The following is a 20,861-nucleotide window of genomic DNA, read 5'->3' as shown; positions in this document are numbered from 1 at the left end:
TCAATTTTGCCCCCAGAATTGGGGGTTGGGGGCGTAAAAAAAAATCAATTTTGCCCCCAGAATTGGGGGTTTTGGAGGCGTAAAAACCATTAAATACCAACTTGCAATCACTAACTATAACTATCCTTTTCGCCAACCCTTAAAAACCAGTCATGGAGAATGGAAAATTCGAGAAGGAATCATTATTTCCTTAAAGGATGCTGAGGGAAATATTAGTTATGGAGAAATTGCGCCGCTTCCTAATTTTGGTTCAGAAACTCTCAAGCAAGCTCAAAAATTTTGTTCCCAATACTCACAAGGAATTACTGAAACTGAAATCAATCAGATTCCCGAACAATTCCCCGCTTGTCAGTTTGCTTTTGAGTCCGCATTAGCTGGGTTTTCTGCTGCTAAAATCAATGAAGATCATTTACAGTTAAGCTGTTTACTTCCCCCAGGAAAAGACGCTTTAAAGCAATGGCAAATCGGTTGGGAAAAAGGACACCAGACATTTAAATGGAAAATTGGGGTCTTCTCTTTACAGGAGGAATTATCTTGGTTTGAACAGTTACTGAATTTGCTTCCAGATTCAACCCAAATTCGTCTTGATGCCAATGCAGGTTTAACCTTAGCAGAAGCGAAACAATGGCTAACTTTAGCTGATGCTTGTGGAAAAGTGGAATTTTTAGAGCAACCGCTTCCTCCTCAACAATTCCCAATGATGCTGGAATTGGCGACGACATTTTCCACGCCTTTAGCCTTAGATGAATCAGTGGGAACATTGCGACAATTAGAAACTTGTTATGAAAACGGTTGGCGAGGAATATTTGTGGTAAAGTGTGCGATCGCAGGGTCTCCTCGTTATCTACAGCAATTGTGTGAGCAATATTTCCTTGATTTAGTGTTCTCTTCCGCGATGGAAACTTCGATCGGACGACAAGCTGCTTTACAATTAGCGATGAAACTCTCTTCCCGTCGCGCTTTGGGTTTCGGGGTTGATCACTGGTTTTGAGGAGAAAGCAAAAAAAGTCTCATGGAATATCCTAGAAATTGGCTTTGGGAGCGATTTAACCTCTGTAACGGCGAGGATGCGTGGTTAAATTTAGATATAGACAGACTTCGCACCCATACAGCTTTACTGTACCAAAAAACACAAAAGAACTCAATATTACTTTTAAATGTGAAAAGTTACTATCAGTTTCTAGGGAGTTTTTTCGTTGGAGTCGCCAAAAACTGTCAGATTTTTTTAGGAAATTCTCAATGGAAACCCCAAGAATGGAAGCAAGTTTTAAGTATCGTCAAACCTGACTTAATTATTCACGAAACTGATTTAGAAATCATCTCTTCTTCTCCTTCTTCCCTAGAAACCGAAACAACAATTATGATTCCCACAGGTGGCTCGTCTGGAAACATTCGCTTTGTCAAACATAATTGGAAAACCTTGAGCGCTTCAGTAACAGGATTTTCTCGCCATTTTGAAACGGAAAAAGTCAACTGTTTTTGTCTGCTTCCCCTCTATCATGTTAGTGGACTAATGCAGTTGATGCGAGCTTTATTAACAGGTGGGAATCTGATTGTGTACCCGTATAAAACCATAGAAACTGCATGGCGCAATCAAGACTTAGCCACCCTAGAAAATCTAGAAACCTTTCCCCAACAGGATTATTTTATCTCTCTTGTTCCGACTCAATTACAACGGCTGATTAATTTTGGTGCGGGTCATTGGCTCTCTCAATTTAAATGTGTTTTGCTCGGTGGTGCGCCAGCTTGGGAAAGTCTTTTAGAGACGGGAAGAAAATATAACATTCCAATTGCTTTAACTTATGGCATGACCGAAACAGCCTCGCAAATTGTCACCTTGAAACCTGATGATTTTTTGGCGGGGAATAATAGTGTTGGTAAGGTTTTACCTCATGCCAAAATTTCGATTCGAGGAGAAGCAGGGGAAAGACTGACAAAGGGAAAAGTGGGGAGAATTGCGATCGAAAGTGAGTCTCTGGGTTTAAGTTATTATCCTGATTCTGATTGGAATCGAGAGGAATTTGTTACCGATGACTTAGGATATTTCGACGAAGAGAATTATCTGTATATTGTGGGTCGTAATAGTCGCAAAATTATTACTGGTGGTGAGAATGTTTTTCCAGATGAAGTGGAAGCAATGATATTATCGATCGGGTTAGTAACTGATGTTTATGTAATCGGTTTACCTGATCAAAATTGGGGAGAGGTTATCAGTGCCGTTTATGTTCCCAAAGAAGATTCAATTACGAGCAGTGAAATAGAAACAAAATTAAAACAATATTTGAGTCCTTATAAAATTCCCAAGCAATGGTTAACCGTTAAAGCGCTTCCTCGCAATGAACAGGGAAAAGTCAATCATCGTTTGGTTTTATCCCTCTGGAATAATAGTAGGTTGGGTGGAGAAGACGAAACCCAACACCAATCACCAAAACTGTAGGTTGGGTGGAGAAGACGAAACCCAACACCAATATTCGTTATTCGTTATTCGTTATTCGTTATTTGTTCACTGATTACTGGTCACTGGTCACCGGTCACTGATCACTGATTACTGCTTACTGATCACTGATCACTGGTCACTGTAAAAGGTTGGGTGGAGAAGACGAAACCCAACAAACTACATGGTTGTTCTTTATCTTATGTTCTTTGTCATTTGTGATTAGTAAGAGATCAGTTTTCCTAATGATTAATTGGTGTTGGGTTTCGCTTCGCTTCACCCAACCTACATATAGCAATACTAGGTGATTCGTAAATCGTTTTGCCCCCAAATCCTCACTTCGCTCCGGCCAATAATGGGGGCTTTCATTAATCAATTTTTTACAAATGATTTGGGATTGCTATAGTTGTTCTTATGATTAATTGGTGTTAGGTTTCGCTTCCCTTCACAAGGGGCTACTTTTTATCTTTAATTCTTCTGACCTCCCCAAATCGCGATCGAGCTTCCTAGTAATAAAATAATTGCACCAATTAGAACTAACACACTAGGCACTTCTCCAAACACAAAAAATCCCAAAATACTAGCGCTGACGGGTTCAAATAAAATTGCTAAAGTGACAAACGTCGGAGAAATAAATCGCATTGCCCAATTAAAACTGGTGTGTCCTAAAACTTGGGAAAAAAAAGCCATCCCCAATAAATAGAGATAAATTTCAGAAGGATAACCCCAGTAATTAATTCCAAAGAGAAACGGAAGCGGCATTAGAAATAAAGCCGCAGTGGTGTAAGCGATCGCGCTGTAATTACCAATAGATAAACCTTCATTTTGAGCCTGTTTTCCTAACAAAAAATATAAACTAACAGAAAACGCACCGAGTAAGGCTAAACCATCTCCCAGTAAAGGATTACTTCCCCCAGATAGACTTCCCGCATCACCAATAGCAATGAAAAAACCGCCGATTAATGCAATCGCAATTCCTAAAATTGTTAAGGGTTTCGGTTTTTCTTTTAACCACAGCCAAGAGAGAATTGTCACCCAAATTGGGTTACTGGTAACGATGGTGGTAGAAGCCGCAATGGAGGTAAAAGAGAGAGAAGTAATCCAAGTTGCAAAATGAAAAGACAAGGTAATCCCCGCAACGATCGCGCAAATATAGCCTTTTTTAGAAACAGGAAACTGAGATGGAATCCTGACAAAAGGAAGTAAAACCAACGCCGCGATCGTTAACCGAAAGGTGGCAATTAATAAACTAAAACCTAGCCCACTTTCATCAGCAACCTGTAAACAGAGACGAATAAAAATCGCTGCTGTGGAAACACCGACTACACCGAAAAATAAAACCAGAAAGACTAAGCTCAGTTTATTGTTTTGAACCATTACATGAATCTAAACTTATCTCTCTTTTTCTAAAGGGAGGAGGTTGGGAGAAGCATCTCTTAACGATCGCAAACTTCTTTGGAACAACGCCGTTTTTCTTCTACAATTGTTTTGAGATTCGGTCGTCCCGTAAGTGTTAATCTATAATCTGCCCAAATGCCATAAATCACATCAGCAATTTTTCCTAAAAGCGGTAATTGTGTAATACTATACACCCATCCCATGCCTAATGTTTCGTAAACACGGCGGAACACTTCCACATTTTTAACCACTGTACCATCAGGAAGCACCCCATGAATGCGTCCCATTGCTGTTTCAAAGTCCACACCACCATTGTTTCTTGGATCATAGTCATCAGAAGCAATATCGACAAATTTGACTAAACCGCGACCCGCATCTCGTTTCTGGAGAAAATTGACCTCTCGCACACAAAGGGGACATTCTCCATCATACAAGAGTTTAATTTGCCAGTTAACTTGATTGTTTTGAGACATCAGAAAATCCTTCGCGAAAATGGTACTCCAGTTACCATATTAAGATATATTAAGCTCATCTGGTTAATTCAATACTTATATATTTCCTACCAATTAAATCGGGTTCGTTATCAAGTTAAAAATGCGATCGAGTCTTATCAAATTAACCCCAATTGTCTCCGTTTAGAAGTAATATCAAGTTTGCTCAATCAATGATAAAAAGTAGGCCCTAGTGGAGTGAAACGAAACCCAACACCAATTATAAGCAATTACCCGAACTTGATATAAGAGACGTTCCATGGAACGTCTCCACCCAACCAAGTTTTTGTTAATAGGGCCACTTCCAATTACGGATTTCTGGCAGATCAATGCCGTATTTGGTCACATATTGATGATGTTCGATCAGTTGATCTCGTAACTCTTGTTTCGCATAAGCCGCAGCATATCCTAATTTCGGGACGCGATCGATCACATCTTGCACCAAATGGAAGCGATCTAAGTCATTTCTGACCACCATATCAAAGGGCGTTGTGGTTGTTCCTTCTTCCTTGTAACCGCGCACGTGGAGGTTTTGGTGATTCGTGCGACGATAGGTGAGACGATGAATTAACCAAGGATAGCCATGATAAGCAAACACAACGGGTTTATCAGTGGTAAAGATGGTATTAAATTCTCGATCGGACAGTCCATGGGGATGTTCCGTTTCTGGCTGTAACGTCATCAAATCAACCACATTCACCACTCGCACTTTTAAATCAGGGAATTTTTGACGCAAGATATCCACCGCAGCCAAAGTTTCTAAAGTGGGAGTATCACCAGCGCAAGCCATCACCACATCGGGTTCGCCCCCTTTATCATTACTCGCCCATTCCCAGATACCAATTCCTGCGGTACAGTGTTTGATTGCCGCATCCATATCCAGATATTGTAATTCTGGCTGTTTTCCCGCAACAATGACGTTGACATAATTGCGGCTGCGGAGACAGTGATCCGTTACCGATAACAGAGTATTGGCATCAGGGGGAAGATAAATGCGAACCACATCCGCTTTTTTATTGACCACATGGTCGATGAAACCCGGGTCTTGGTGAGAGAAGCCATTGTGATCTTGTCGCCAAACGTGAGAGGTGAGAAGATAATTGAGAGACGCGATCGGTTGTCGCCAGGGAATCTCATCACGAGTGGTTTTTAACCATTTGGCGTGTTGGTTAAACATGGAATCAATGATATGGATAAACGCTTCATAACAGGAAAAGAACCCATGTCGTCCCGTTAAGAGATATCCTTCTAACCATCCCTGACAGAGATGTTCGCTTAAAACTTCCATCACCCGACCATCAGGAGATAAATTTTCATCCTCTGGGAGACGTTCCGCCATCCAAGCGCGATCGGTGACTTCAAACAACGCACTCAAGCGATTAGAAGCCGTCTCATCCGGTCCCATGACACGGAAAGTTTGGGGATTCATTTTCATCACATCACGGAGAAACTCTCCCGAAATGCGCGTCGCTTGAGCGTAAGTGGTCGCTGGTTTGCTCACTTCCACTGCATAATCCTGAAAATCAGGCATTTTTAACGCCTTCAGCAAAATCCCGCCGTTAGCGTGAGGATTCGCCCCCATGCGTCGTTCCCCTTTTGGGGCTAGTTCTGCTAAATCTTGGCGAAATGTCCCATTTTCATCAAAGAGTTCCTGCGGTTTGTAACTCTTCATCCACTCTTCTAAGAGGGCGATATGTTCTGGGTTGGTTTGCGTATCGGAAAAAGGAACTTGGTGAGAGCGCCAGTAGTCCTCTGTTTTCTTCCCATCCACTTCTTTGGGACCCGTCCATCCTTTCGGAGTCCGCAAGATAATCATCGGCCACTGGGGACGTTTTGTAAAGCCGTTAGTACGCGCTTCCGATTGAATGCTTTTGATTTCCCCTAAAATAGTGTCAAGTGTTCCCGCCATCAATTGGTGCATGGCTTCAGGGTCTGATCCATCTACAAAGTAGGGTTTGTAACCATAGCCGATAAAGAGGTTTTCTAGTTCCTTGTCCCCTAAACGAGCTAAAACCGTGGGATTAGCAATTTTGTAACCGTTGAGGTGTAAAATCGGCAGAACTGCACCATCACGGACAGGATTGAGGAATTTATTAGAATGCCAACTGGTGGCGAGGGGTCCAGTTTCTGCTTCTCCATCTCCAACCACACAAGCGGCGATGAGGTCGGGATTATCAAAAACTGCTCCGTAAGCGTGTGCTAAAGCGTATCCCAGTTCCCCTCCTTCGTGAATTGAACCAGGGGTTTCTGGGGCGACATGAGAGGGAACACCGCCAGGGAAAGAGAATTGGGTAAAGAGTTTTTTCATTCCCCGTTCGTCTTGAGAGATATCTGGGTAATACTCGGTATAAGTTCCCTCAAGATAGGTGTTGGCGACCAGACCCGGCCCCCCGTGACCCGGACCCGCGAGGTAGATGACATTTAAGTCTTGTTGTTTGATGACACGGTTGAGATGAACGTAGATAAAGTTTAAACCAGGGGTTGTTCCCCAATGTCCCAGTAAACGGGGTTTAATGTGTTCCTGTTTGAGCGGTTCTTTCAGGAGGGGATTATCGTAGAGATAGATTTGTCCGACGGAAAGGTAGTTGGTGGCTCGCCAGTAGGCGTGCATTTTTTCCAATTGTTCTTCGGACAGGGGTTTGTTTTGAGCGATAGTTGCAACTGTCATAATTTATCGAGGTGATTACGTTGCGATCATTTTTATTGTGCATGATTACCTAGAGAGAGGGTAGCGTTTCTCAAGTTTTCTTTAGTTTTATCTAAAAAGTAGGTTGGGTGGAGGAAACGAAACCCAACACCATCTCACCCGTAGGTTGGGTGGAGAGAAGCGTAACCCAACATAAATTAGGACAAAAATGTAGGTTGGGTGGAGAGAAGCGTAACCCAACACCAATCACTGACCAATAACTTGAATGAGGAGAAATAATCATGGAAGCAAAATATGATTTTAGTCACGGGAAACGAGGTGCTATTGACCCCACTCCGTCTGGAAAAACTCGGATCACGATTCGACTTGACGATGACGTTTTAGCTTGGTTTCGCCAATCGGTTCATTTAGCTGGGGGTGGAAATTATCAAACCTTGATTAATGAAGCACTACGTCAATATATTCAAGAACAAAACCCTGAATCTCTTGAAGACACTTTACGCCGCGTGGTGAGAGAGGAACTCGATCGCGCTCATTGAACTGATTTGATCTCGATCGAGTCACCGATTTCTAATCCCAATGCTTTCGCTTGTCCTCCCCGTAGTTCAATCACTTGGTCTATAATTACTTCTGGGCTATAAGTGAGACAGGGGTCTTCCTCACAAGGGGGAACATCGTGGGCGATCGCGCGAATTTTTCCCTCTCGCACAAAAATCATATCTAAAGGAATCTCGACATTTTTCATCCAAAATCGTGGTTCTCGTGGCGGATTCATCGGAAATAGCATCCCTTGATCGGCGGGTAATTCCTCTCGATACATCAGCCCGATCGCTTGCTGTTCGGGGGTTTTCGCTACTTCTAATTTAATCGTTTTTCCTCCCATTTGCGCGATCGCAGTGATGGGAAGTTCTTGACCTAGTGATTCAGTGAGCGTCGTTTCCGATTCAGCAACGGAGGGGTCACTGGGAGCGCAGCTAATTAACAATATACAACAAAATAGGGACAGCCAACTTAAACGCAACATTCTTAAAACTCAATAGTTAACTATTAACAATTTACAATAAATCTCTTTGATTGTCTTGGTTCTTTACTGCGCTTTTTATACTGTTTTTAGGCGACAAGGATAAACACAAAAAATCGAACGCATGACTTATTTCTCCCCTAACGTAATCATTGCTAAAGCTAAATTAACTCAATACCTATTAGTTCCTTTACCTAAAGACGATAAATCTAAATATTTAGCCAAAGGGGGCTATTCCCTCGACAACTGGCAACAACTTGAAACAGATATCAGAGAACAAATTTTATCTCAGGAAGCAACGCTAATTGAAACAACAAGATTTGGTCAAAAGTATGAGATACGAGGAAATTTAATCGGACCTAATGGGGTCACTTTACCCGTCCTTACCGTGTGGATGACAACTCCTAAAGAAACAAAATTTGTTACCTTAGTACCAGATCAAAAGCGTCTTTAAATGAGGTAGTTATGACATTTCCCCTATTTACACAAGTAGCTCTCAAAGAAGATATAGTCAAATATAACCTCCAGAAAGGAGATGTTGCTACGATTGTTGAACATTATCCCACGCCAGAAGGCGAAGAAGATGGGTACAGTTTAGAAGGGTTTAATCTTTCACAAATTACGTTGGAGGTCACAGAGTCTCAAATCGAACCGATTTCCAAAAATGAGAATAAAAGTCAAAGGAAACTTTCTCAAAAAAAAAGACACTTCTCACTTTTTAGGGGTTACAGGAAATTAGGGAGAATGAAAAGCTAGAGCTTCAATTAAATATTTTCGTTTTTCTTCTCCAACTTCCCGATAGATATTTAATAATTGTTCAAACGCCGATTCACCACCAATTAAATTCCAAAACTCTTCCCCAATCAAAACCATATCATCAAAAGGCATATAGTTTCTTGCATAAGACCATTTGTAATCCTCCCTTGAGCTACCATAGGGATTATATGACATTGCATAATAACTATTTATTTGAGGTGGAAGTTTTTGTTTAATAGCGTGAATCCTTAGTAAACGTTGTGTTACTTCTAAACATTGTCCTTTATTTGGTTTCGGTGCTTTCATTTCAAAAAAATATTCCTTTCCATCTTGGGAAATCACATATAAATCTACCCGTAAAGTAACCGTTTCCAAATCATTTTTTTTTCCAGCATCAACCACTCGTTTAGCCATCTGGTTAAAAGAGATTTTTTCCGATTTATTTGTCACTAAATGTTCATAGTATTCCTTTTGTTTTTCTGCTTCAGCATAAGCGGAACGGCTAACTTGTGTCGTTAAGTTATATTGTCTTATTGCAGTTTTATGATAATCTAAGGCTAACAAACGGGCGCATTCTTCAAAAGTATTTCCTAATCTAGTGCTTAAACCTCGCTCAAATTCATTAATTAATAGTAATTCTATAGGAATCATTGCTGATTGAAAAGGTTTTAATCTTCCTTGTGAAGAACTTCGTGTTAAATACTCCTTAGCCGTTTCAAACTCTTTTAATTTACGAGCTTTGTATTCTTGAACTAACTCTTCTAAAAACTGATCTAAAAAGTTTTTAATTGCTTGATATGTCTCTTGACTGATTTGTCTCATTTTGTAAAATCACTAATAATAAAGATTGGGTTAGATGAAAAACAACAGGAACAGATACCGCATTTCCAAACTGCTTTTTAGCTGTTCTTTCTTCAGGATGAGGAATAAAATAATCAGGAAATCCTTGTAATTGAGCATAATCTTTTACCGTCAGTGACTTAAAACGTCTTTTGCGGTAAACTTCTTTAATAAAAAGTCGTTTATATTCATCAGGAGTCTGACAAGGAATGGCAATTTTAGAGACAAAAACTTTTGTTCCTGTCGCCGTTAAGGTAGAAATTGCATCAGCATAAGGCATAAAAATCTTAGAAATTCCATTAATTCCAGAAGAGATTTTGGAGTTAACAAACTCATATCCTCTTTCTTTATAATGAATGATGTTTTTCTTGACTAATTTCTCTAACTCTCTAAGTTTTAAGTCTGGAATTAAGGTTAATAAATCAGCAAAACTCAAAGGATTACCGTCTTTATTTCCGTATTTTTTGCTACGTCTATTTTTACGCAAAACCTCACAGATATATTTTTCTCGTTCACTGGTTCTAATTAAATCCCAAGAATGAATGGTAGTATGTCCGCCACGAATATCAGCAAAAATAAAAAAGTCATTGAGTTCATCTATTTTCTGAAACCGTCCTCTTGCTGGTGGGATTTTGTTTTTTCCGCCATATAAAATCTCAGGAGGGAATTTAGTTTTTATCACTTCCTGACAACTAATGTGATTAATTGCATTATAAAGTTTAGGTTTTTGTTTCAATGGTTGCGGAAAATCAAAGAAAATTCTGTCATTATCTAGCGTTTTATTTCCCACAATAAAAACTCTTTGCCGATCTTGAGGGAGTCCAAAATCATAGGAGTTAAGAACTTTCCACTGGACTTGATAACCACTGTTCGTTAAACTTTCTAAAATATAAGAAAAACTCTTTTGATGTCTGGGATCAGTTAATCCTTTAACATTTTCAAAAATAAAGCCTTGTGGTTGATTTAATTCCACAATTCTAATAACATCAAACCATAAACGTCCTCTTGGATCATCAAAACCTCCTGATTTTCCAGCGATCGACCATGGTTGACAAGGAACACCACCAACAATTAAATCAATGCGCCAAGGTAAATGATGAATCTGTTTAACATCTCCTAAATCAATCTCATCAGAATTAACATAATTAATAAAGTTTTTCTGATAAACTTCCCTCGCGTCTCGATCGATTTCTGAGTAACCTAAACATTTTCCCCCTAACTTTTCTAAAGCAATCCGAAAGCCACCAATACCAGCAAATAAATCAATAAAGGTAAACCGATTTTGGCAAAAGGATTTTAAAAGATGAGGATTAAATAATTTTAATTGTTCACCAGAGATAACAGGATTCATAAGTGTTTCATTCACAGGACGGAATTTGATTCAATTACTAATGATATCTTGAATGGAAAATTGGCGTTGTTGTTTCAACAATTCTAACTGTCTTTGTGCTTCGTAAAATTGTTTCATATAATAATCAATTGTTTCTTGATCCGTGTTACCATCTAATTGTTGCCATTGTTGCAGACAATAACGTTTTTGTTTCTCGCAATTCGTTTGTTCTAAAGTGGCGATCGATGCTTTTACCACTAACCCAGGACGTTGTAAGTCTGTGCTAGTGGTTTCTTGTAATTGCAGCACACTTTTTAATGCTTTCTCATATTCTGGAAATTGAGTAATTTCATCTTCTAGTTGAGTTAGAAGTAAGTTTTTTTGTTGATGATCGCCACTAAAATCATAAGTTGCTTCTAGTTCTAAAATTTTTTGCCATAACCAACGATAAGGAGATAAACTAAATAACAATTCCTTCTCTTCTAAAGTCTCAAAAATGCTCGATCGATAGCCTGGACAATGAAGATACACTCGCAATAATAACGCTTCTGCTTGTGCTAAAAGTTGACTCAGTGTTGGAAATGACTGAACATTTTTTTCTGTAGATGAGGTTTGAGAAAGGGACGATTTTTTTCCTTTTTGAGGCTTTTTCAGCGCATTACGAAAACTCTCCAAATAAAGGGGAGTCTGTTGGGAATCTCCTTGACTTAAAATCTCAGCACAATGGCGAATATAATGGGTTCTCAAGGTAACATCTTGAAGACGGTTAACTAATTTCACCATTTCATCGGTCACTTTTTGCACTTGATGCGGCTGATTTAAATCTTGATCTTTAATCAATTGATCAATTTGCCAGTCTATCCAAAATGGCGCTGTTTCTAGTTGTTGACGATATTGTTGCGCTGCGTCAGGATGACTTTTGAGAAACTCATCCGCATCTTTTCCCCCAGGAAGATTTAAAACTCGCAGTTGTACTTGTCCAGAATAAACTAACGGTTCAATTTCTTTAATCCCTCTTTGCGTCGCAGTAATTCCCGCTTGATCCGCATCAAAATTATAAATAATTTGTTTAGATTCGGTGTAACGCAACAGTTGACGAATATGATCTTTACTTAAGGCTGTTCCCAAAGATGCAACCACAGGCTTAATTGCGGCAGCATGGAGGGCGATCGCGTCAAAATATCCTTCGACAATAATTGCTTGATCTTCTTTTCGGATTGCGTCTCTGGCTTGATCCAATGCGAAAAGGGTTTTACTTTTGTCAAATAACGGGGTTTCGGGAGAGTTTAGATACTTGGGTTCATCATCTCCTAAAGTGCGACTGCCAAAGCCGATAATTCGCCCTTGTGGGTCTTTTATGGGAATCATCGCTCGATCGCGGAATCGATCGACATATCCTTTCCCAGACTTTCGCGGCTGGATTAATCCCGCTTGTTCCACCAACCCCACAGGATAGCGTTTCTGTTCCACTAAATAGCGATGGAGGGTTTCCCATCCTTGGGGTGCGTATCCCAACCCCCAAGTTTTAATCGTTTCCTGATCAAAATTGCGTTCGCTTTGCAAATACTCAAGGGCGGTTTTCCCTTCGGGTTGCTGTAGGATGTACTGATAGAAGTTTCCAGCTACCGCTAAAATCTCATACAGTTGTTCCCGTAGGGATAATTCTCGTTGTAATTTTTCCTGTTGTTCGGGTTCAAGGGTTTTAACTTCAATCTGATAGCGTCGCGCTAAGTCTAACACGACTTCACTAAACGACTGTTTTCCCACCTCCATCAAAAACTTAAAAACATTACCCCCAGCACCGCAGCCAAAGCAATAATACAGTTGTTTACTGGGACTAACGGTAAAACTAGGGGTTTTCTCTTCGTGAAAAGGACATAACCCTTGATAGTCTTTTCCCCGTTTCTTTAATACCACCGAGTCGGAGATGACATCTACAATGTCAACTCGATCGCGAATGGTTTCAATGGTATCAGGATGAAAACGAGATGAACTCAAGGGTTTAGTCTCAGCGTTACAGATTTATCGATCGCAACTCCGTGTTTTTGTCAATCGCATCAGTTTTCGTCCCACTCATCAACGAGTAGGAGCTCTTGTACGGGGTCTTGGGTAGAAAAACCAAACTCTAGGAGTTCATTTTTCCAGTAAGACCATTCGTTGCCATAGAGGAGTGCAATTTTCCAGATGCTGTCAGTGGGCTTAAGCAGGTTAGAATCAATCAGTGACTGCACTTGACGTTGCAACTTCACCATTGGGTGAGCGACTTGCTTAGTCATAAATTCAATTTTCTTACGGTAGATTGTTGGTCAAATACTATTTGGGGTTGACTTCTACGGTTCTCATCGGTTAGCTCTCGCAGAGGATATTTGCCGTCTGGAAGTCTCCCTGATCTCTTATAGCGCAATTTAGGGTAGTTTGGCAAGGGGATAAAAAGAACGTTTCTCCCAAGTTGGCACTACGGAAACTGGTATCTTTGATTAATGAGCAAGTGCAACTGGTTTGCATAGAGCTATATCAACTAAAGGAAGTAGAGTTATCGGATTGAGATATACTTGTCTCAGACAACTTAATCTGAGGAGATGAAAAGGATATGATTGCATACAATTACGTTGCTTCACTAATCAATGATCCAAATAATAAGCGTGTTTTCGATCGAGTAGCGGAAAACCGCAGAGTACATTTAGGTGAATTACTAAAACAAGTGAAGACAGACCGAAACGAAACTAAAAGAGCTTTACACCAGTTAGAAAAAGAAAAATTGGTAGCAAAAAAAGGCGCACCAATAGAAGACTACACGATTTATTACATCACATCCAAAGGACTAAAAGTAAAAAGAGAAATAGAAAGAATTGGAAACCCTGCTTTTATTTAATATGGGAAAAAAAACAGGGTATGGGAGTCGTATTAACTTTACTGTCTTCTTTGATCGCTAGTGTTGCTTTAGGTTTTATCAAAGTTAGGCATTCTTCAAAAACTACTTTTAGAGCTTGTTTGACAAGCAGTTTTGCTTTTTATTTATTTATATTAGCCTTTGGCAATATAGCCACAACATTACTGGCAAGAGCGAGTTTAAGTGAATTTTTTTCTAACTCCAGAGAGAGTATAAATTCTACAGATACTACAAATAATGAAATAGATCAAAAGGCTTCTGATTCATCCACCTTTCCCATTGACGAGTATGACTGGTTTTGGTCTGTATTTATTTCACCTAGAATCCATTTAAGGTTTCGATTAGATAAATTGGCATTTGAGGACGATTAATTTGATCGCTGTATTCAGGACTCAAATAGATTTTATATTTGCTTTCGTCAGTGAGATAAGTTTTAAAGAAAGCGGTGCTAAATGCTTTCATGTAATCTTGCGCGATCGAGGGATCAGGACCGATCGCTTCTGTGGGAACAGGGATGCCTTCTTCTGTCCCTTCTGCTAAAGTAGAAAAATGCGTTCCTCGTTTGAGCAAAACTAAATATTTCTCCGAGGTTTCTAACCAATTAAACGGTCGAATTTGTTCTAATAAAGCAGGCGTAACCGTGTCCGCGCTTCCTGTAACTAATAGCGTCGGAACATCAATTTGTTGTAGTCCTTCTTCACCAAAAATCATACTGGTTAAAGGATTAATAGCAAAAACTGCTTTAATTCTAGGGTCATCAAAATTATAATTTTGTTGGGGGAGACGCAATAATTGACATTGCAGTAAAATGGAAAAATTCAAGACAGCAGGAGTGTCTTCATTGGCACAACGTTGGCGGACTTGTTCATAATTGATTTCCGCTCCCGCAACAGCTAAACTGGTATATGCTCCATAAGACTGTCCTAAAATTCCCACCTGATTGAGATTAATTTGACTGTTGTAATTTCTTTCTAAATAGTTCAGTAAAAATTCGATATCTTGAGGACGATTAATTAATTCTGACGGCGGACTGATTTCTGCTTCTAATCCCATGAGTAACGATTGCAGTTGACGAGCATTGCTCCCAGGATGTTCAATGGTAGCAACCGCAAAACCATAGGACGCGAGATGTTTAGCGAGATAACTATACGTGCTGCGATCGGACCCCAGTCCATGAGAAATAATGATTAAGGGAGGACGTTTCGAGGAAGCGGTTTCTGGTAAGTATAAAAAGGTAGGAATTTCTCGTTGGGTAAAAAATCGGTCTCCTTCTTGGAAAATTGGTCGTCTATCAACTAAATCTAGGGTTTGACGATTATAAAGGACAGTTCCAGAAGATTGGAGGTTGAGAGGGAAATCCGTTTCTTCTTCCGTGAGGGTGGCGATCGAGTTTTCTAACGCCTGACGTTCAATTATAGCCACTGCTTGATCGGTTTCTTTAATAAAGCGACTAAGTTGGTTGACTAATTCAAAGCCACGACCCGAATTAATCCGTAATCCGTCTGTAGGAAATTCTTTAATAAAGTTGAGTAGGGTTAACCCCTCTGGATCAGCCGCCGCTAAAATTAACCCCGAACGAATGGCGTAGAATCCTCCTTGTCTTGCTTTCGTATCAATAATTTCCCCAAATTGTCTGAGGATCGTTTCTCCTTGAGGCGAATATAAAAATTGCGAGATCGCGACTGTATCTAATTCTGCAGGAAGGGTGAGAATTTCTTTTAATTTCTCCTTTTGTTCTGCATTAAGATAGCGAGTATAAGACCCCAATTCTGGCGTAATTGTCCCTTCTCTGGCGTATTGTTCCAAAGATTCCACAGACACCGAAATTTCAAGGACACCGAGAGAGACAAACACGGTTTCTGCTGCTTGGCTGGGGAGAGAAAACAAAACAGCACCGATCGTGGAAAACCAAACGGGTAGCAGTTTCTTAAACATTAAGGGTGAGAATGCTAAAACAATATCGAAATGATTTTAACAGGTGAGTTTGACGCTCGATCGAGTCCTTTTTTCCATTTTGTAGTTCCCCCAGAATTGGGGGCTAGGGGGCGATCGGGAGGTCGTTCCCCCAAAATTGGGGGTTAGGGGGCGATCGGGAGGTCGTTCCCCCAAAATTGGGGGTTAGGAGGCGATCGGGAGGTCGTTCCCCCAAAATTGGGGGTTAGGAGGCGATCGGGAGTCGAATTACTCTATTGTACCGCCGCTTGTTCCTTGTACATCTCTTGTAACACCAAACCTGGATCGATGTATTCTCCTGCATATTTTAACCCCCAGTGTAAATGCGATCCCGTTGTCCGTCCTGTCATCCCAATCCGTCCAATACGAGTTCCTGTCGCCACTTGCTGACCTTTTTTGAGGCGAATCCCTCCCTCTCGATCGAGTAACACTAATCCTTCGTTTGTTTTCTGAACACTCCCTTTGAGATGACAATAAATGTGTTCCCATTGTCCCGATCGAACAACGACCATTGTGCCACAAGCCGTGTGATCGGACAAATCAACAATTCTTCCTCCCCACCAATTGCGAATATAACTCCCGATCGGGGCGGCTAAATCTAAACCGCGATGAAACTGAAGTTTTCCCGTTGTCGGTGATTGACGATAACCAAAAGGAGACGTATAGGCTTGAAAATTCTCCACGGGAAAAGACGCATTCAACCATTTTCCAGTAGATTGAGTATTACGAGCAATATTTTGAGCATTCACAGCAGACTGTTTGCATCCTGTATAAAACCCAAACGTACTCAACGCCGCCACAGTCAACAATAAGCATTTCACCCTGAAATCCAGCTTCCACAAAGGACTTTTAGTTGTTTTCACCTTTCCCCACACCCATCACACTCAGAAAATTATGCTCTAAAAATTGCATTTTTCCTTCAATTTGTCAACCCCTAAAACATAACTTCCCCCAATTTTGGGGGTTAGGGGGCAAACTCCTTGTATAGCGCTACAAAATTAGGTTAGGACATTCCAAAATGTTGAAACTCACCTATACCTTACTTTTGCCTTTTGCCTTTTACCTCTTGCATGCAAGCCTAGCGCGTAGCGCTATAGTTCCCCCAAGATTGGGGGTTAGGGGGCAAACATTGATCGAGCGACACAAAAGTTTACAATAGAAACAGTATTTTCTCAGAATTGTAATGGCAAAACAGGTTATTGTAATTGGTGCGGGAATTGGGGGCTTAACTACTGGCGCATTACTCGCCAAACGTGGCTATTCCGTCACCGTCTATGATCAAGCGTATGTGGCTGGTGGCTGTGCTTCCACCTTCAAACGTCACGGTTTTACCTTTGATGTCGGTGCGACCCAAGTCGCTGGCTTAGAAAAAGGTGGCATTCATCAACAAATCTTTACAGAATTAGGAATCGACGTTCCCCCAGCGACTCCTTGCGACCCTGCTTGTGCGGTTTATCTGCCAGGAGAATCAACTCCTGTCAAGGTGTGGCGTGACCCCAAACAATGGCAACAGGAACGACAAAAACAGTTTCCTGGTAGCGAACCCTTTTGGCGATTGATGGAAACCTTATTTGAGGCGAGTTGGCGGTTTCAAGGACGTGATCCTGTGCTTCCGCCTCGTAACCTCTGGGATACCTGGCAGTTAATTTCTGCGGTGCGACCAGATACATTAATTACTTTACCCTTTACCTTTCTCACTGTTGGGGATGCCTTAAAACTGTTTGGACTGTATGACAACAAACGCTTACGAACGTTCCTCGATATGCAGTTGAAACTATACTCCCAAGTGAATGCTGATGAAACCGCCCTTTTGTACGCAGCAACCGCTTTAGGCGTTTCTCAAGCGCCGCAGGGATTATGGCATTTAGAAGGCAGTATGCAGGTTTTAAGCACCCGTTTAGTCAAAGGATTGAGAAAACACGGCGGGAAAATTCGTTTGCGCCATTCTGTGGAAAAAATCCATTGTCTGGAAGGAAAGGTTACTGGGGTGACAGTGCGAAATCAGAAGACTGGCGAAAGTTGGCGAGAAGAAGCAGATGTAGTTGTGGCAAATGCTACGGTGCAGAATTTATTAAAGTTATTAAATGATCCGCATAATTCCTTTGGTGCGTCTGATTTTTTCTTGCGTGGGTATCAAAGACGAGTGGAAAATTTGCCCCCTGCTAACGGTGCATTTGTGCTATATTTAGGGGTCGATCGCGCCGCCATTCCAGAAAACTGTCCGCCCCATCTCCAATTTTTATATGATTATGATGGCATCGTCGGCGAGAAAAACTCTCTTTTTGTTTCTGTGAGTCAACCAAACGATGGACGTGCGCCACAAGGAAAAGCCACCATCACCGCTTCCTCCTTTACTGATGTTAATCAATGGTGGACAGATAGCGCCGAAAGTTATGAACGTTTGAAACAAGATTTTGTCAAAACAGCGATTCAACATCTCAGTCAATACTTTCATCTCACCGCAGAAACTATTATCCATCAAGAAGCCGCCACACCGAGAACTTATGCTCGTTTTACCGATCGCGATCGCGGTTATGTGGGAGGATTAGGACAAAGGGTTTCTACCTTCGGACCGTTCGGGTTTGCCAATCGAACGCCAGTGGGGAACTTGTGGTTAGTCGGTGATTGTACTCATCCAGGAGAGGGAACAGCGGGTGTCAGTTATTCGGCGTTAACAGTTGTCCGTCAGATGGGAAAGAAATGATCTGTGATTAATTGTTTCTTTCTCTGATTAATTCTTCTCGTAATACCCGACGAAGATCATTTTCAGTAAGAGGTTGATCTGAGTTCTTTTTTAGATAATCTTTTAAACTCTGATTGATTAAAGTTTGATATCCAATTCCCTTTTCTTGAGCCAATTCTCGGAAACAGTTTAAAATCTCATCATCCAAATAGATTGTAATCCGAGTTTTCCCTTCTGATGAAATCGCAGCACCACGTTTTCCTTGAGAAAAATCATATTCATCCCTCATAAACCTTAGCCTCCCGACGAGTTGCGCGACGTGCCGAAATTAATCGAAAAATCTCACCACGCATTGTGTAAACAACAACTAATAGAACACCTGAGTTACCCATCCCTAATGCAATAAAACGTTCCTCTGCTAATGAATCAGGATCAATATCATGGATCGATCGCAAGAGGATCAAAAAACACAAACTCTGCTTCCGCAAAGGAAACGCCATGTTTTACCCAATTAATTTGTGCTTTTCTGGGATCGTACTCAAAGTTCATACATATATTGTATGCAAAAAGCAAGAATCAAATAAGAATGATAGTAGGCTTGGGATTTCTCTTGGAAATTTGCTTAGCATCGCTAAATTGATTAAAATCACTAATAATTGCTGATTTTCTTGCTTGTAGTTTATACTTATTTTATAGATGTCAAGTAAAAATACAGCCATGACTACAGCCAAACCAGAAGTGATCTCAATCAACAGAAAGAGTTCTCCTCAGCAACTAACTACTTTAGAAACTAATAACCTGAAAAAAGAAGAAATTATTGATTACTTGCTTCAAGAAATTGGCGGCAGAAAATCATATTATCAGCCCTTAAAAAAAGAGGGATTAAAGGTCATTTTGCAACTGGTTTTAGAAAATCCTGATGGTAAGGAAGCGTTAACGCGATTAGTAAAGAAACAGGCTGAACAAGCTGATATTAATCGCTCTCTGGGAGGAAAAGTTTCCGGTTTAAATAAAAGAATTGATAGTCGTGATCGCACGATCGAAAACTTAATGCAACATCTTAATGCTTTGAAGCAAAAAATTAATCAAGCATCACAGGCAATTAATAAGTCTTTAGAAGAACTCACTTACATTGAAAAAAGTGAAATTATTACTGGAATTAAATATATTCAAACCTGGTTAGACAAGAATTTTACTTACAAAAGTTAAAGGATCAATGATGAAAATATGTTAATTACTCGCAAAGAGATTCAAAATCTTGGGATTAGTCAATATCAAGCACGTGCGCTGACAAAACATTTAAGAATTGTTCAAATAAAAGGAAGGAAATACTTTTATGATCACCAAGATGTCATGGAATCAATTATTGATAGACGAAAAAATAGCAAGATTAGAAGTCGCACTCGTGAACAGCTAATTCAACTGGAAACTAGAATGAGGCATCTTGAGAATAAGCAGGAGAATTATTCAGAAAACTTAGCCAAAATAGACAAAATACTCGAAGAAGGAACAGAAGCAATGATTCGGGTAAGAGATGATTTCGCTAAACTAGATAGGGAACAAGAAAAGTTCCAAAAAAAACGAGAAGTTTATCGAGAGAGAAATAATATTGTCCCTTTTGATTTAAGTGAGGAAGCTAATGTCTAATTTAGAAAATCTTCTGAAGACTTTAGAGGCGGGAACTCCTGTATTAAAAAAGTTGAATCATTATTCAAAACAAGCTCACATTGCTTCTAGGGATACTGCTTTAGATTATTATATCGCTTGGCGAGATAGTGCAGAAGGAAAAGCATGGAAAAAGCAAAAAGAAATTGAGTATAATTATCGTTGTCCTGAGTGTAATTGTAAAACTCCTTTAACGATCGATCATAAAATTCCTCGCAGTAAAGCGCCCTGGTTAGCTTGGGATGTGAGTAATTTATGGCTTTTATGTTATGACTGTAATGAACAGAAAGGAGACAAAAATTGGAGTGAATACCTAAAAACGGTTAAGAAAAAAAGGGGGAATACTGCTTATAAACGCCTTCTCAAATTGAGCAAGTGTTAGAATGTTGAATTGGGAAACATTAAAAGCGAGAAAAGAAATTGCTTTAAATATTGCTGATCAATGTATCAATTTACTAAAAAAAGATTACGGTGCGATCGAGGTAATATTATTTGGTTCTCTGCGAGGTGATTCTCCCTGGCATTGGGATTCTGATCTTGATTTAGCAGTTATTGGGCTATCCGATAAAGATATTTTTGAAGCCTATGGAAAATTAGAAACAGTTACGCCCAATTGGTTAAACGTTGACTTAATTTCTCTAGAAAAGGCAGCCCCAGAAATTCGTTCTCGCATTTTACAAGAAAATCCAATGTCTGATAATAAATACATTAATCTTAAATCTAGAATTGAAGATTAATTAGCATCGATCGAGC

General features: G+C 40.2%; 26 protein-coding genes. 13 read left to right on the top strand and 13 right to left on the bottom strand.

The window, feature by feature from the left end:
• Nucleotides 1-43: 43 nt before the first annotated feature.
• On the top strand, nucleotides 44-991 hold the full coding sequence (locus DACSA_RS03915) for an o-succinylbenzoate synthase (protein WP_332248600.1): 948 nt from the start codon (nucleotides 44-46) through the stop codon (nucleotides 989-991).
• Nucleotides 992-1,012: 21 nt separating this feature from the next.
• The gene (locus tag DACSA_RS03910; RefSeq protein ID WP_015228526.1) at nucleotides 1,013-2,437 is read left to right on the top strand and encodes a 2-succinylbenzoate--CoA ligase; all 1,425 of its coding nucleotides are present in this window, start codon (nucleotides 1,013-1,015) and stop codon (nucleotides 2,435-2,437) included.
• 465 nt (nucleotides 2,438-2,902) lie between these two features.
• Here the strand turns inward: DACSA_RS03910 and DACSA_RS03905 are convergent, their stop codons facing one another.
• From DACSA_RS03905 to DACSA_RS03890, 3 genes are all read right to left on the bottom strand, one after another.
• Nucleotides 2,903-3,811, bottom strand: coding sequence for a DMT family transporter (locus DACSA_RS03905; RefSeq protein WP_015228525.1), 909 nt, complete (start codon nucleotides 3,809-3,811; stop codon nucleotides 2,903-2,905).
• Between the two features lie 59 nt (nucleotides 3,812-3,870).
• Nucleotides 3,871-4,305 carry a thiol-disulfide oxidoreductase DCC family protein gene (locus DACSA_RS03900; RefSeq protein WP_015228524.1) on the bottom strand — a complete coding sequence of 145 codons (435 nt, stop codon included), beginning with the start codon at nucleotides 4,303-4,305 and terminating at the stop codon, nucleotides 3,871-3,873.
• A gap of 307 nt (nucleotides 4,306-4,612) precedes the next feature.
• The gene (locus tag DACSA_RS03890; RefSeq protein ID WP_015228523.1) at nucleotides 4,613-6,991 is read right to left on the bottom strand and encodes a phosphoketolase family protein; all 2,379 of its coding nucleotides are present in this window, start codon (nucleotides 6,989-6,991) and stop codon (nucleotides 4,613-4,615) included.
• Between the two features lie 107 nt (nucleotides 6,992-7,098).
• Here DACSA_RS03890 and DACSA_RS22430 point away from each other — a divergent pair, with 107 nt between their 5' ends.
• Both DACSA_RS22430 and DACSA_RS03885 read left to right on the top strand, forming a co-directional pair.
• A complete protein-coding gene (locus DACSA_RS22430) occupies nucleotides 7,099-7,230 on the top strand; it encodes a hypothetical protein (RefSeq protein WP_269544684.1) in 132 nt (43 codons plus the stop codon).
• Between the two features lie 21 nt (nucleotides 7,231-7,251).
• A complete protein-coding gene (locus tag DACSA_RS03885) occupies nucleotides 7,252-7,509 on the top strand; it encodes a BrnA antitoxin family protein (RefSeq protein ID WP_015228522.1) in 258 nt (85 codons plus the stop codon).
• Here DACSA_RS03885 and DACSA_RS03880 read toward each other — a convergent pair.
• A complete protein-coding gene (locus tag DACSA_RS03880) occupies nucleotides 7,503-7,994 on the bottom strand; it encodes a DUF192 domain-containing protein (protein ID WP_015228521.1) in 492 nt (163 codons plus the stop codon). The two genes, DACSA_RS03885 and DACSA_RS03880, sit on opposite strands and share 7 nt — an antisense overlap.
• Nucleotides 7,995-8,115: 121 nt before the next feature.
• On the opposite strand from DACSA_RS03880, the gene DACSA_RS03875 reads away from it, so the two are divergent.
• Nucleotides 8,116-8,445 (top strand): DUF6883 domain-containing protein, encoded by a 330-nt coding sequence (locus DACSA_RS03875; protein WP_015228520.1) that lies wholly within the window; start codon nucleotides 8,116-8,118, stop codon nucleotides 8,443-8,445.
• Nucleotides 8,446-8,456: 11 nt separating this feature from the next.
• Entirely contained in the window at nucleotides 8,457-8,747 is a 291-nt protein-coding gene (locus tag DACSA_RS22800; protein WP_015228519.1) for a DUF4926 domain-containing protein, read from the top strand.
• Here the strand turns inward: DACSA_RS22800 and DACSA_RS18810 are convergent.
• From DACSA_RS18810 to DACSA_RS03850, 4 genes are read right to left on the bottom strand one after another with little or no spacing between them, the layout of a single operon-like run.
• Nucleotides 8,727-9,569 carry a TdeIII family type II restriction endonuclease gene (locus DACSA_RS18810; RefSeq protein ID WP_015228518.1) on the bottom strand — a complete coding sequence of 281 codons (843 nt, stop codon included), beginning with the start codon at nucleotides 9,567-9,569 and terminating at the stop codon, nucleotides 8,727-8,729. The two genes, DACSA_RS22800 and DACSA_RS18810, sit on opposite strands and share 21 nt — an antisense overlap.
• Nucleotides 9,532-10,938: a DNA (cytosine-5-)-methyltransferase gene (gene dcm, locus DACSA_RS03860; RefSeq protein ID WP_015228517.1), complete on the bottom strand. Its 1,407-nt coding sequence runs from the start codon at nucleotides 10,936-10,938 to the stop codon at nucleotides 9,532-9,534. The genes DACSA_RS18810 and dcm overlap by 38 nt, the downstream gene beginning before the upstream one ends.
• A gap of 30 nt (nucleotides 10,939-10,968) precedes the next feature.
• Complete coding sequence (gene dnaG / locus DACSA_RS03855) at nucleotides 10,969-12,915, bottom strand: DNA primase (protein WP_015228516.1); 1,947 nt, start codon at nucleotides 12,913-12,915, stop codon at nucleotides 10,969-10,971.
• A 59-nt stretch (nucleotides 12,916-12,974) separates the two neighbouring features.
• Nucleotides 12,975-13,193: a DUF4327 family protein gene (locus DACSA_RS03850; protein WP_015228515.1), complete on the bottom strand. Its 219-nt coding sequence runs from the start codon at nucleotides 13,191-13,193 to the stop codon at nucleotides 12,975-12,977.
• A 314-nt stretch (nucleotides 13,194-13,507) separates the two neighbouring features.
• Here DACSA_RS03850 and DACSA_RS03845 point away from each other — a divergent pair, with 314 nt between their 5' ends.
• Both DACSA_RS03845 and DACSA_RS20225 read left to right on the top strand, forming a co-directional pair.
• A complete protein-coding gene (locus tag DACSA_RS03845) occupies nucleotides 13,508-13,789 on the top strand; it encodes a hypothetical protein (protein WP_015228514.1) in 282 nt (93 codons plus the stop codon).
• Nucleotides 13,790-13,809: 20 nt separating this feature from the next.
• Nucleotides 13,810-14,178, top strand: a complete 369-nt coding sequence (locus DACSA_RS20225; RefSeq protein WP_015228513.1) for a hypothetical protein — start codon at nucleotides 13,810-13,812, stop codon at nucleotides 14,176-14,178.
• On the opposite strand, the gene DACSA_RS03840 is transcribed toward DACSA_RS20225, so the two are convergent.
• Both DACSA_RS03840 and DACSA_RS03835 read right to left on the bottom strand, forming a co-directional pair.
• Nucleotides 14,126-15,742, bottom strand: coding sequence for an alpha/beta hydrolase (locus DACSA_RS03840; RefSeq protein WP_015228512.1), 1,617 nt, complete (start codon nucleotides 15,740-15,742; stop codon nucleotides 14,126-14,128). The genes DACSA_RS20225 and DACSA_RS03840 overlap by 53 nt on opposite strands.
• Nucleotides 15,743-15,993: 251 nt before the next feature.
• Nucleotides 15,994-16,623, bottom strand: a complete 630-nt coding sequence (locus DACSA_RS03835; RefSeq protein WP_041235305.1) for a M23 family metallopeptidase — start codon at nucleotides 16,621-16,623, stop codon at nucleotides 15,994-15,996.
• 320 nt (nucleotides 16,624-16,943) lie between these two features.
• Here DACSA_RS03835 and crtD point away from each other — a divergent pair, with 320 nt between their 5' ends.
• Nucleotides 16,944-18,464 (top strand): C-3',4' desaturase CrtD, encoded by a 1,521-nt coding sequence (gene crtD, locus DACSA_RS03830; protein WP_015228510.1) that lies wholly within the window; start codon nucleotides 16,944-16,946, stop codon nucleotides 18,462-18,464.
• A 7-nt stretch (nucleotides 18,465-18,471) separates the two neighbouring features.
• Here crtD and DACSA_RS03825 read toward each other — a convergent pair whose 3' ends face one another.
• Genes DACSA_RS03825 through DACSA_RS21970 form a run of 3 tightly spaced genes read right to left on the bottom strand, consistent with a single transcriptional unit; the run spans nucleotide 18,472 to nucleotide 18,992 of the window.
• Nucleotides 18,472-18,732 (bottom strand): BrnA antitoxin family protein, encoded by a 261-nt coding sequence (locus DACSA_RS03825; protein ID WP_015228509.1) that lies wholly within the window; start codon nucleotides 18,730-18,732, stop codon nucleotides 18,472-18,474.
• A complete protein-coding gene (locus tag DACSA_RS21975; protein WP_232225268.1) occupies nucleotides 18,722-18,835 on the bottom strand; it encodes a BrnT family toxin in 114 nt (37 codons plus the stop codon). The genes DACSA_RS03825 and DACSA_RS21975 overlap by 11 nt, the downstream gene beginning before the upstream one ends.
• A 46-nt stretch (nucleotides 18,836-18,881) precedes the next feature.
• Nucleotides 18,882-18,992: a BrnT family toxin gene (locus tag DACSA_RS21970; RefSeq protein WP_232225190.1), complete on the bottom strand. Its 111-nt coding sequence runs from the start codon at nucleotides 18,990-18,992 to the stop codon at nucleotides 18,882-18,884.
• 168 nt (nucleotides 18,993-19,160) lie between these two features.
• Here DACSA_RS21970 and DACSA_RS03815 point away from each other — a divergent pair, with 168 nt between their 5' ends.
• Genes DACSA_RS03815 through DACSA_RS21285 form a run of 4 tightly spaced genes read left to right on the top strand, consistent with a single transcriptional unit; the run spans nucleotide 19,161 to nucleotide 20,845 of the window.
• Complete coding sequence (locus DACSA_RS03815) at nucleotides 19,161-19,652, top strand: hypothetical protein (RefSeq protein ID WP_041235304.1); 492 nt, start codon at nucleotides 19,161-19,163, stop codon at nucleotides 19,650-19,652.
• Between the two features lie 18 nt (nucleotides 19,653-19,670).
• Complete coding sequence (locus tag DACSA_RS03810) at nucleotides 19,671-20,090, top strand: hypothetical protein (RefSeq protein WP_015228507.1); 420 nt, start codon at nucleotides 19,671-19,673, stop codon at nucleotides 20,088-20,090.
• Nucleotides 20,083-20,490, top strand: a complete 408-nt coding sequence (locus tag DACSA_RS18175; RefSeq protein ID WP_015228506.1) for an HNH endonuclease — start codon at nucleotides 20,083-20,085, stop codon at nucleotides 20,488-20,490. Before DACSA_RS03810 ends, DACSA_RS18175 begins: the two co-directional genes overlap by 8 nt.
• A 1-nt stretch (nucleotide 20,491) precedes the next feature.
• On the top strand, nucleotides 20,492-20,845 hold the full coding sequence (locus tag DACSA_RS21285) for a nucleotidyltransferase family protein (RefSeq protein ID WP_015228505.1): 354 nt from the start codon (nucleotides 20,492-20,494) through the stop codon (nucleotides 20,843-20,845).
• Nucleotides 20,846-20,861 lie beyond the last annotated feature (16 nt).

The sequence above is a fragment of the Dactylococcopsis salina PCC 8305 genome, assembly GCF_000317615.1.
GTDB classification, from domain to species: Bacteria; Cyanobacteriota; Cyanobacteriia; order Cyanobacteriales; family Rubidibacteraceae; genus Halothece; species Halothece salina.
The sequence above is the reverse complement of the archived record's forward strand: the minus strand, read 5'-3'. Positions and strand labels throughout refer to the sequence as shown.

Bases quoted from the DNA above. Each gene is read 5' to 3' on its own strand.
- DACSA_RS03910 (WP_015228526.1), top strand. From the start codon at position 1,013: ATGGAATATCCTAGAAATTGGCTTTGGGAGCGATTTAACCTCTGTAAC.
- DACSA_RS03905 (WP_015228525.1), bottom strand. From the start codon at position 3,811: ATGGTTCAAAACAATAAACTGAGCTTAGTCTTTCTGGTTTTATTTTTC.
- DACSA_RS03900 (WP_015228524.1), bottom strand. From the start codon at position 4,305: ATGTCTCAAAACAATCAAGTTAACTGGCAAATTAAACTCTTGTATGAT.
- DACSA_RS03890 (WP_015228523.1), bottom strand. From the start codon at position 6,991: ATGACAGTTGCAACTATCGCTCAAAACAAACCCCTGTCCGAAGAACAA.
- DACSA_RS03885 (WP_015228522.1), top strand. From the start codon at position 7,252: ATGGAAGCAAAATATGATTTTAGTCACGGGAAACGAGGTGCTATTGAC.
- DACSA_RS03880 (WP_015228521.1), bottom strand. From the start codon at position 7,994: ATGTTGCGTTTAAGTTGGCTGTCCCTATTTTGTTGTATATTGTTAATT.
- DACSA_RS03875 (WP_015228520.1), top strand. From the start codon at position 8,116: ATGACTTATTTCTCCCCTAACGTAATCATTGCTAAAGCTAAATTAACT.
- DACSA_RS22800 (WP_015228519.1), top strand. From the start codon at position 8,457: ATGACATTTCCCCTATTTACACAAGTAGCTCTCAAAGAAGATATAGTC.
- DACSA_RS18810 (WP_015228518.1), bottom strand. From the start codon at position 9,569: ATGAGACAAATCAGTCAAGAGACATATCAAGCAATTAAAAACTTTTTA.
- dcm (WP_015228517.1), bottom strand. From the start codon at position 10,938: ATGAATCCTGTTATCTCTGGTGAACAATTAAAATTATTTAATCCTCAT.
- DACSA_RS03850 (WP_015228515.1), bottom strand. From the start codon at position 13,193: ATGACTAAGCAAGTCGCTCACCCAATGGTGAAGTTGCAACGTCAAGTG.
- DACSA_RS03845 (WP_015228514.1), top strand. From the start codon at position 13,508: ATGATTGCATACAATTACGTTGCTTCACTAATCAATGATCCAAATAAT.
- DACSA_RS20225 (WP_015228513.1), top strand. From the start codon at position 13,810: ATGGGAGTCGTATTAACTTTACTGTCTTCTTTGATCGCTAGTGTTGCT.
- DACSA_RS03840 (WP_015228512.1), bottom strand. From the start codon at position 15,742: ATGTTTAAGAAACTGCTACCCGTTTGGTTTTCCACGATCGGTGCTGTT.
- crtD (WP_015228510.1), top strand. From the start codon at position 16,944: ATGGCAAAACAGGTTATTGTAATTGGTGCGGGAATTGGGGGCTTAACT.
- DACSA_RS03825 (WP_015228509.1), bottom strand. From the start codon at position 18,732: ATGAGGGATGAATATGATTTTTCTCAAGGAAAACGTGGTGCTGCGATT.
- DACSA_RS21975 (WP_232225268.1), bottom strand. From the start codon at position 18,835: ATGGGTAACTCAGGTGTTCTATTAGTTGTTGTTTACACAATGCGTGGT.
- DACSA_RS21970 (WP_232225190.1), bottom strand. From the start codon at position 18,992: ATGAACTTTGAGTACGATCCCAGAAAAGCACAAATTAATTGGGTAAAA.
- DACSA_RS03815 (WP_041235304.1), top strand. From the start codon at position 19,161: ATGACTACAGCCAAACCAGAAGTGATCTCAATCAACAGAAAGAGTTCT.
- DACSA_RS03810 (WP_015228507.1), top strand. From the start codon at position 19,671: ATGTTAATTACTCGCAAAGAGATTCAAAATCTTGGGATTAGTCAATAT.
- DACSA_RS18175 (WP_015228506.1), top strand. From the start codon at position 20,083: ATGTCTAATTTAGAAAATCTTCTGAAGACTTTAGAGGCGGGAACTCCT.
- DACSA_RS21285 (WP_015228505.1), top strand. From the start codon at position 20,492: ATGTTGAATTGGGAAACATTAAAAGCGAGAAAAGAAATTGCTTTAAAT.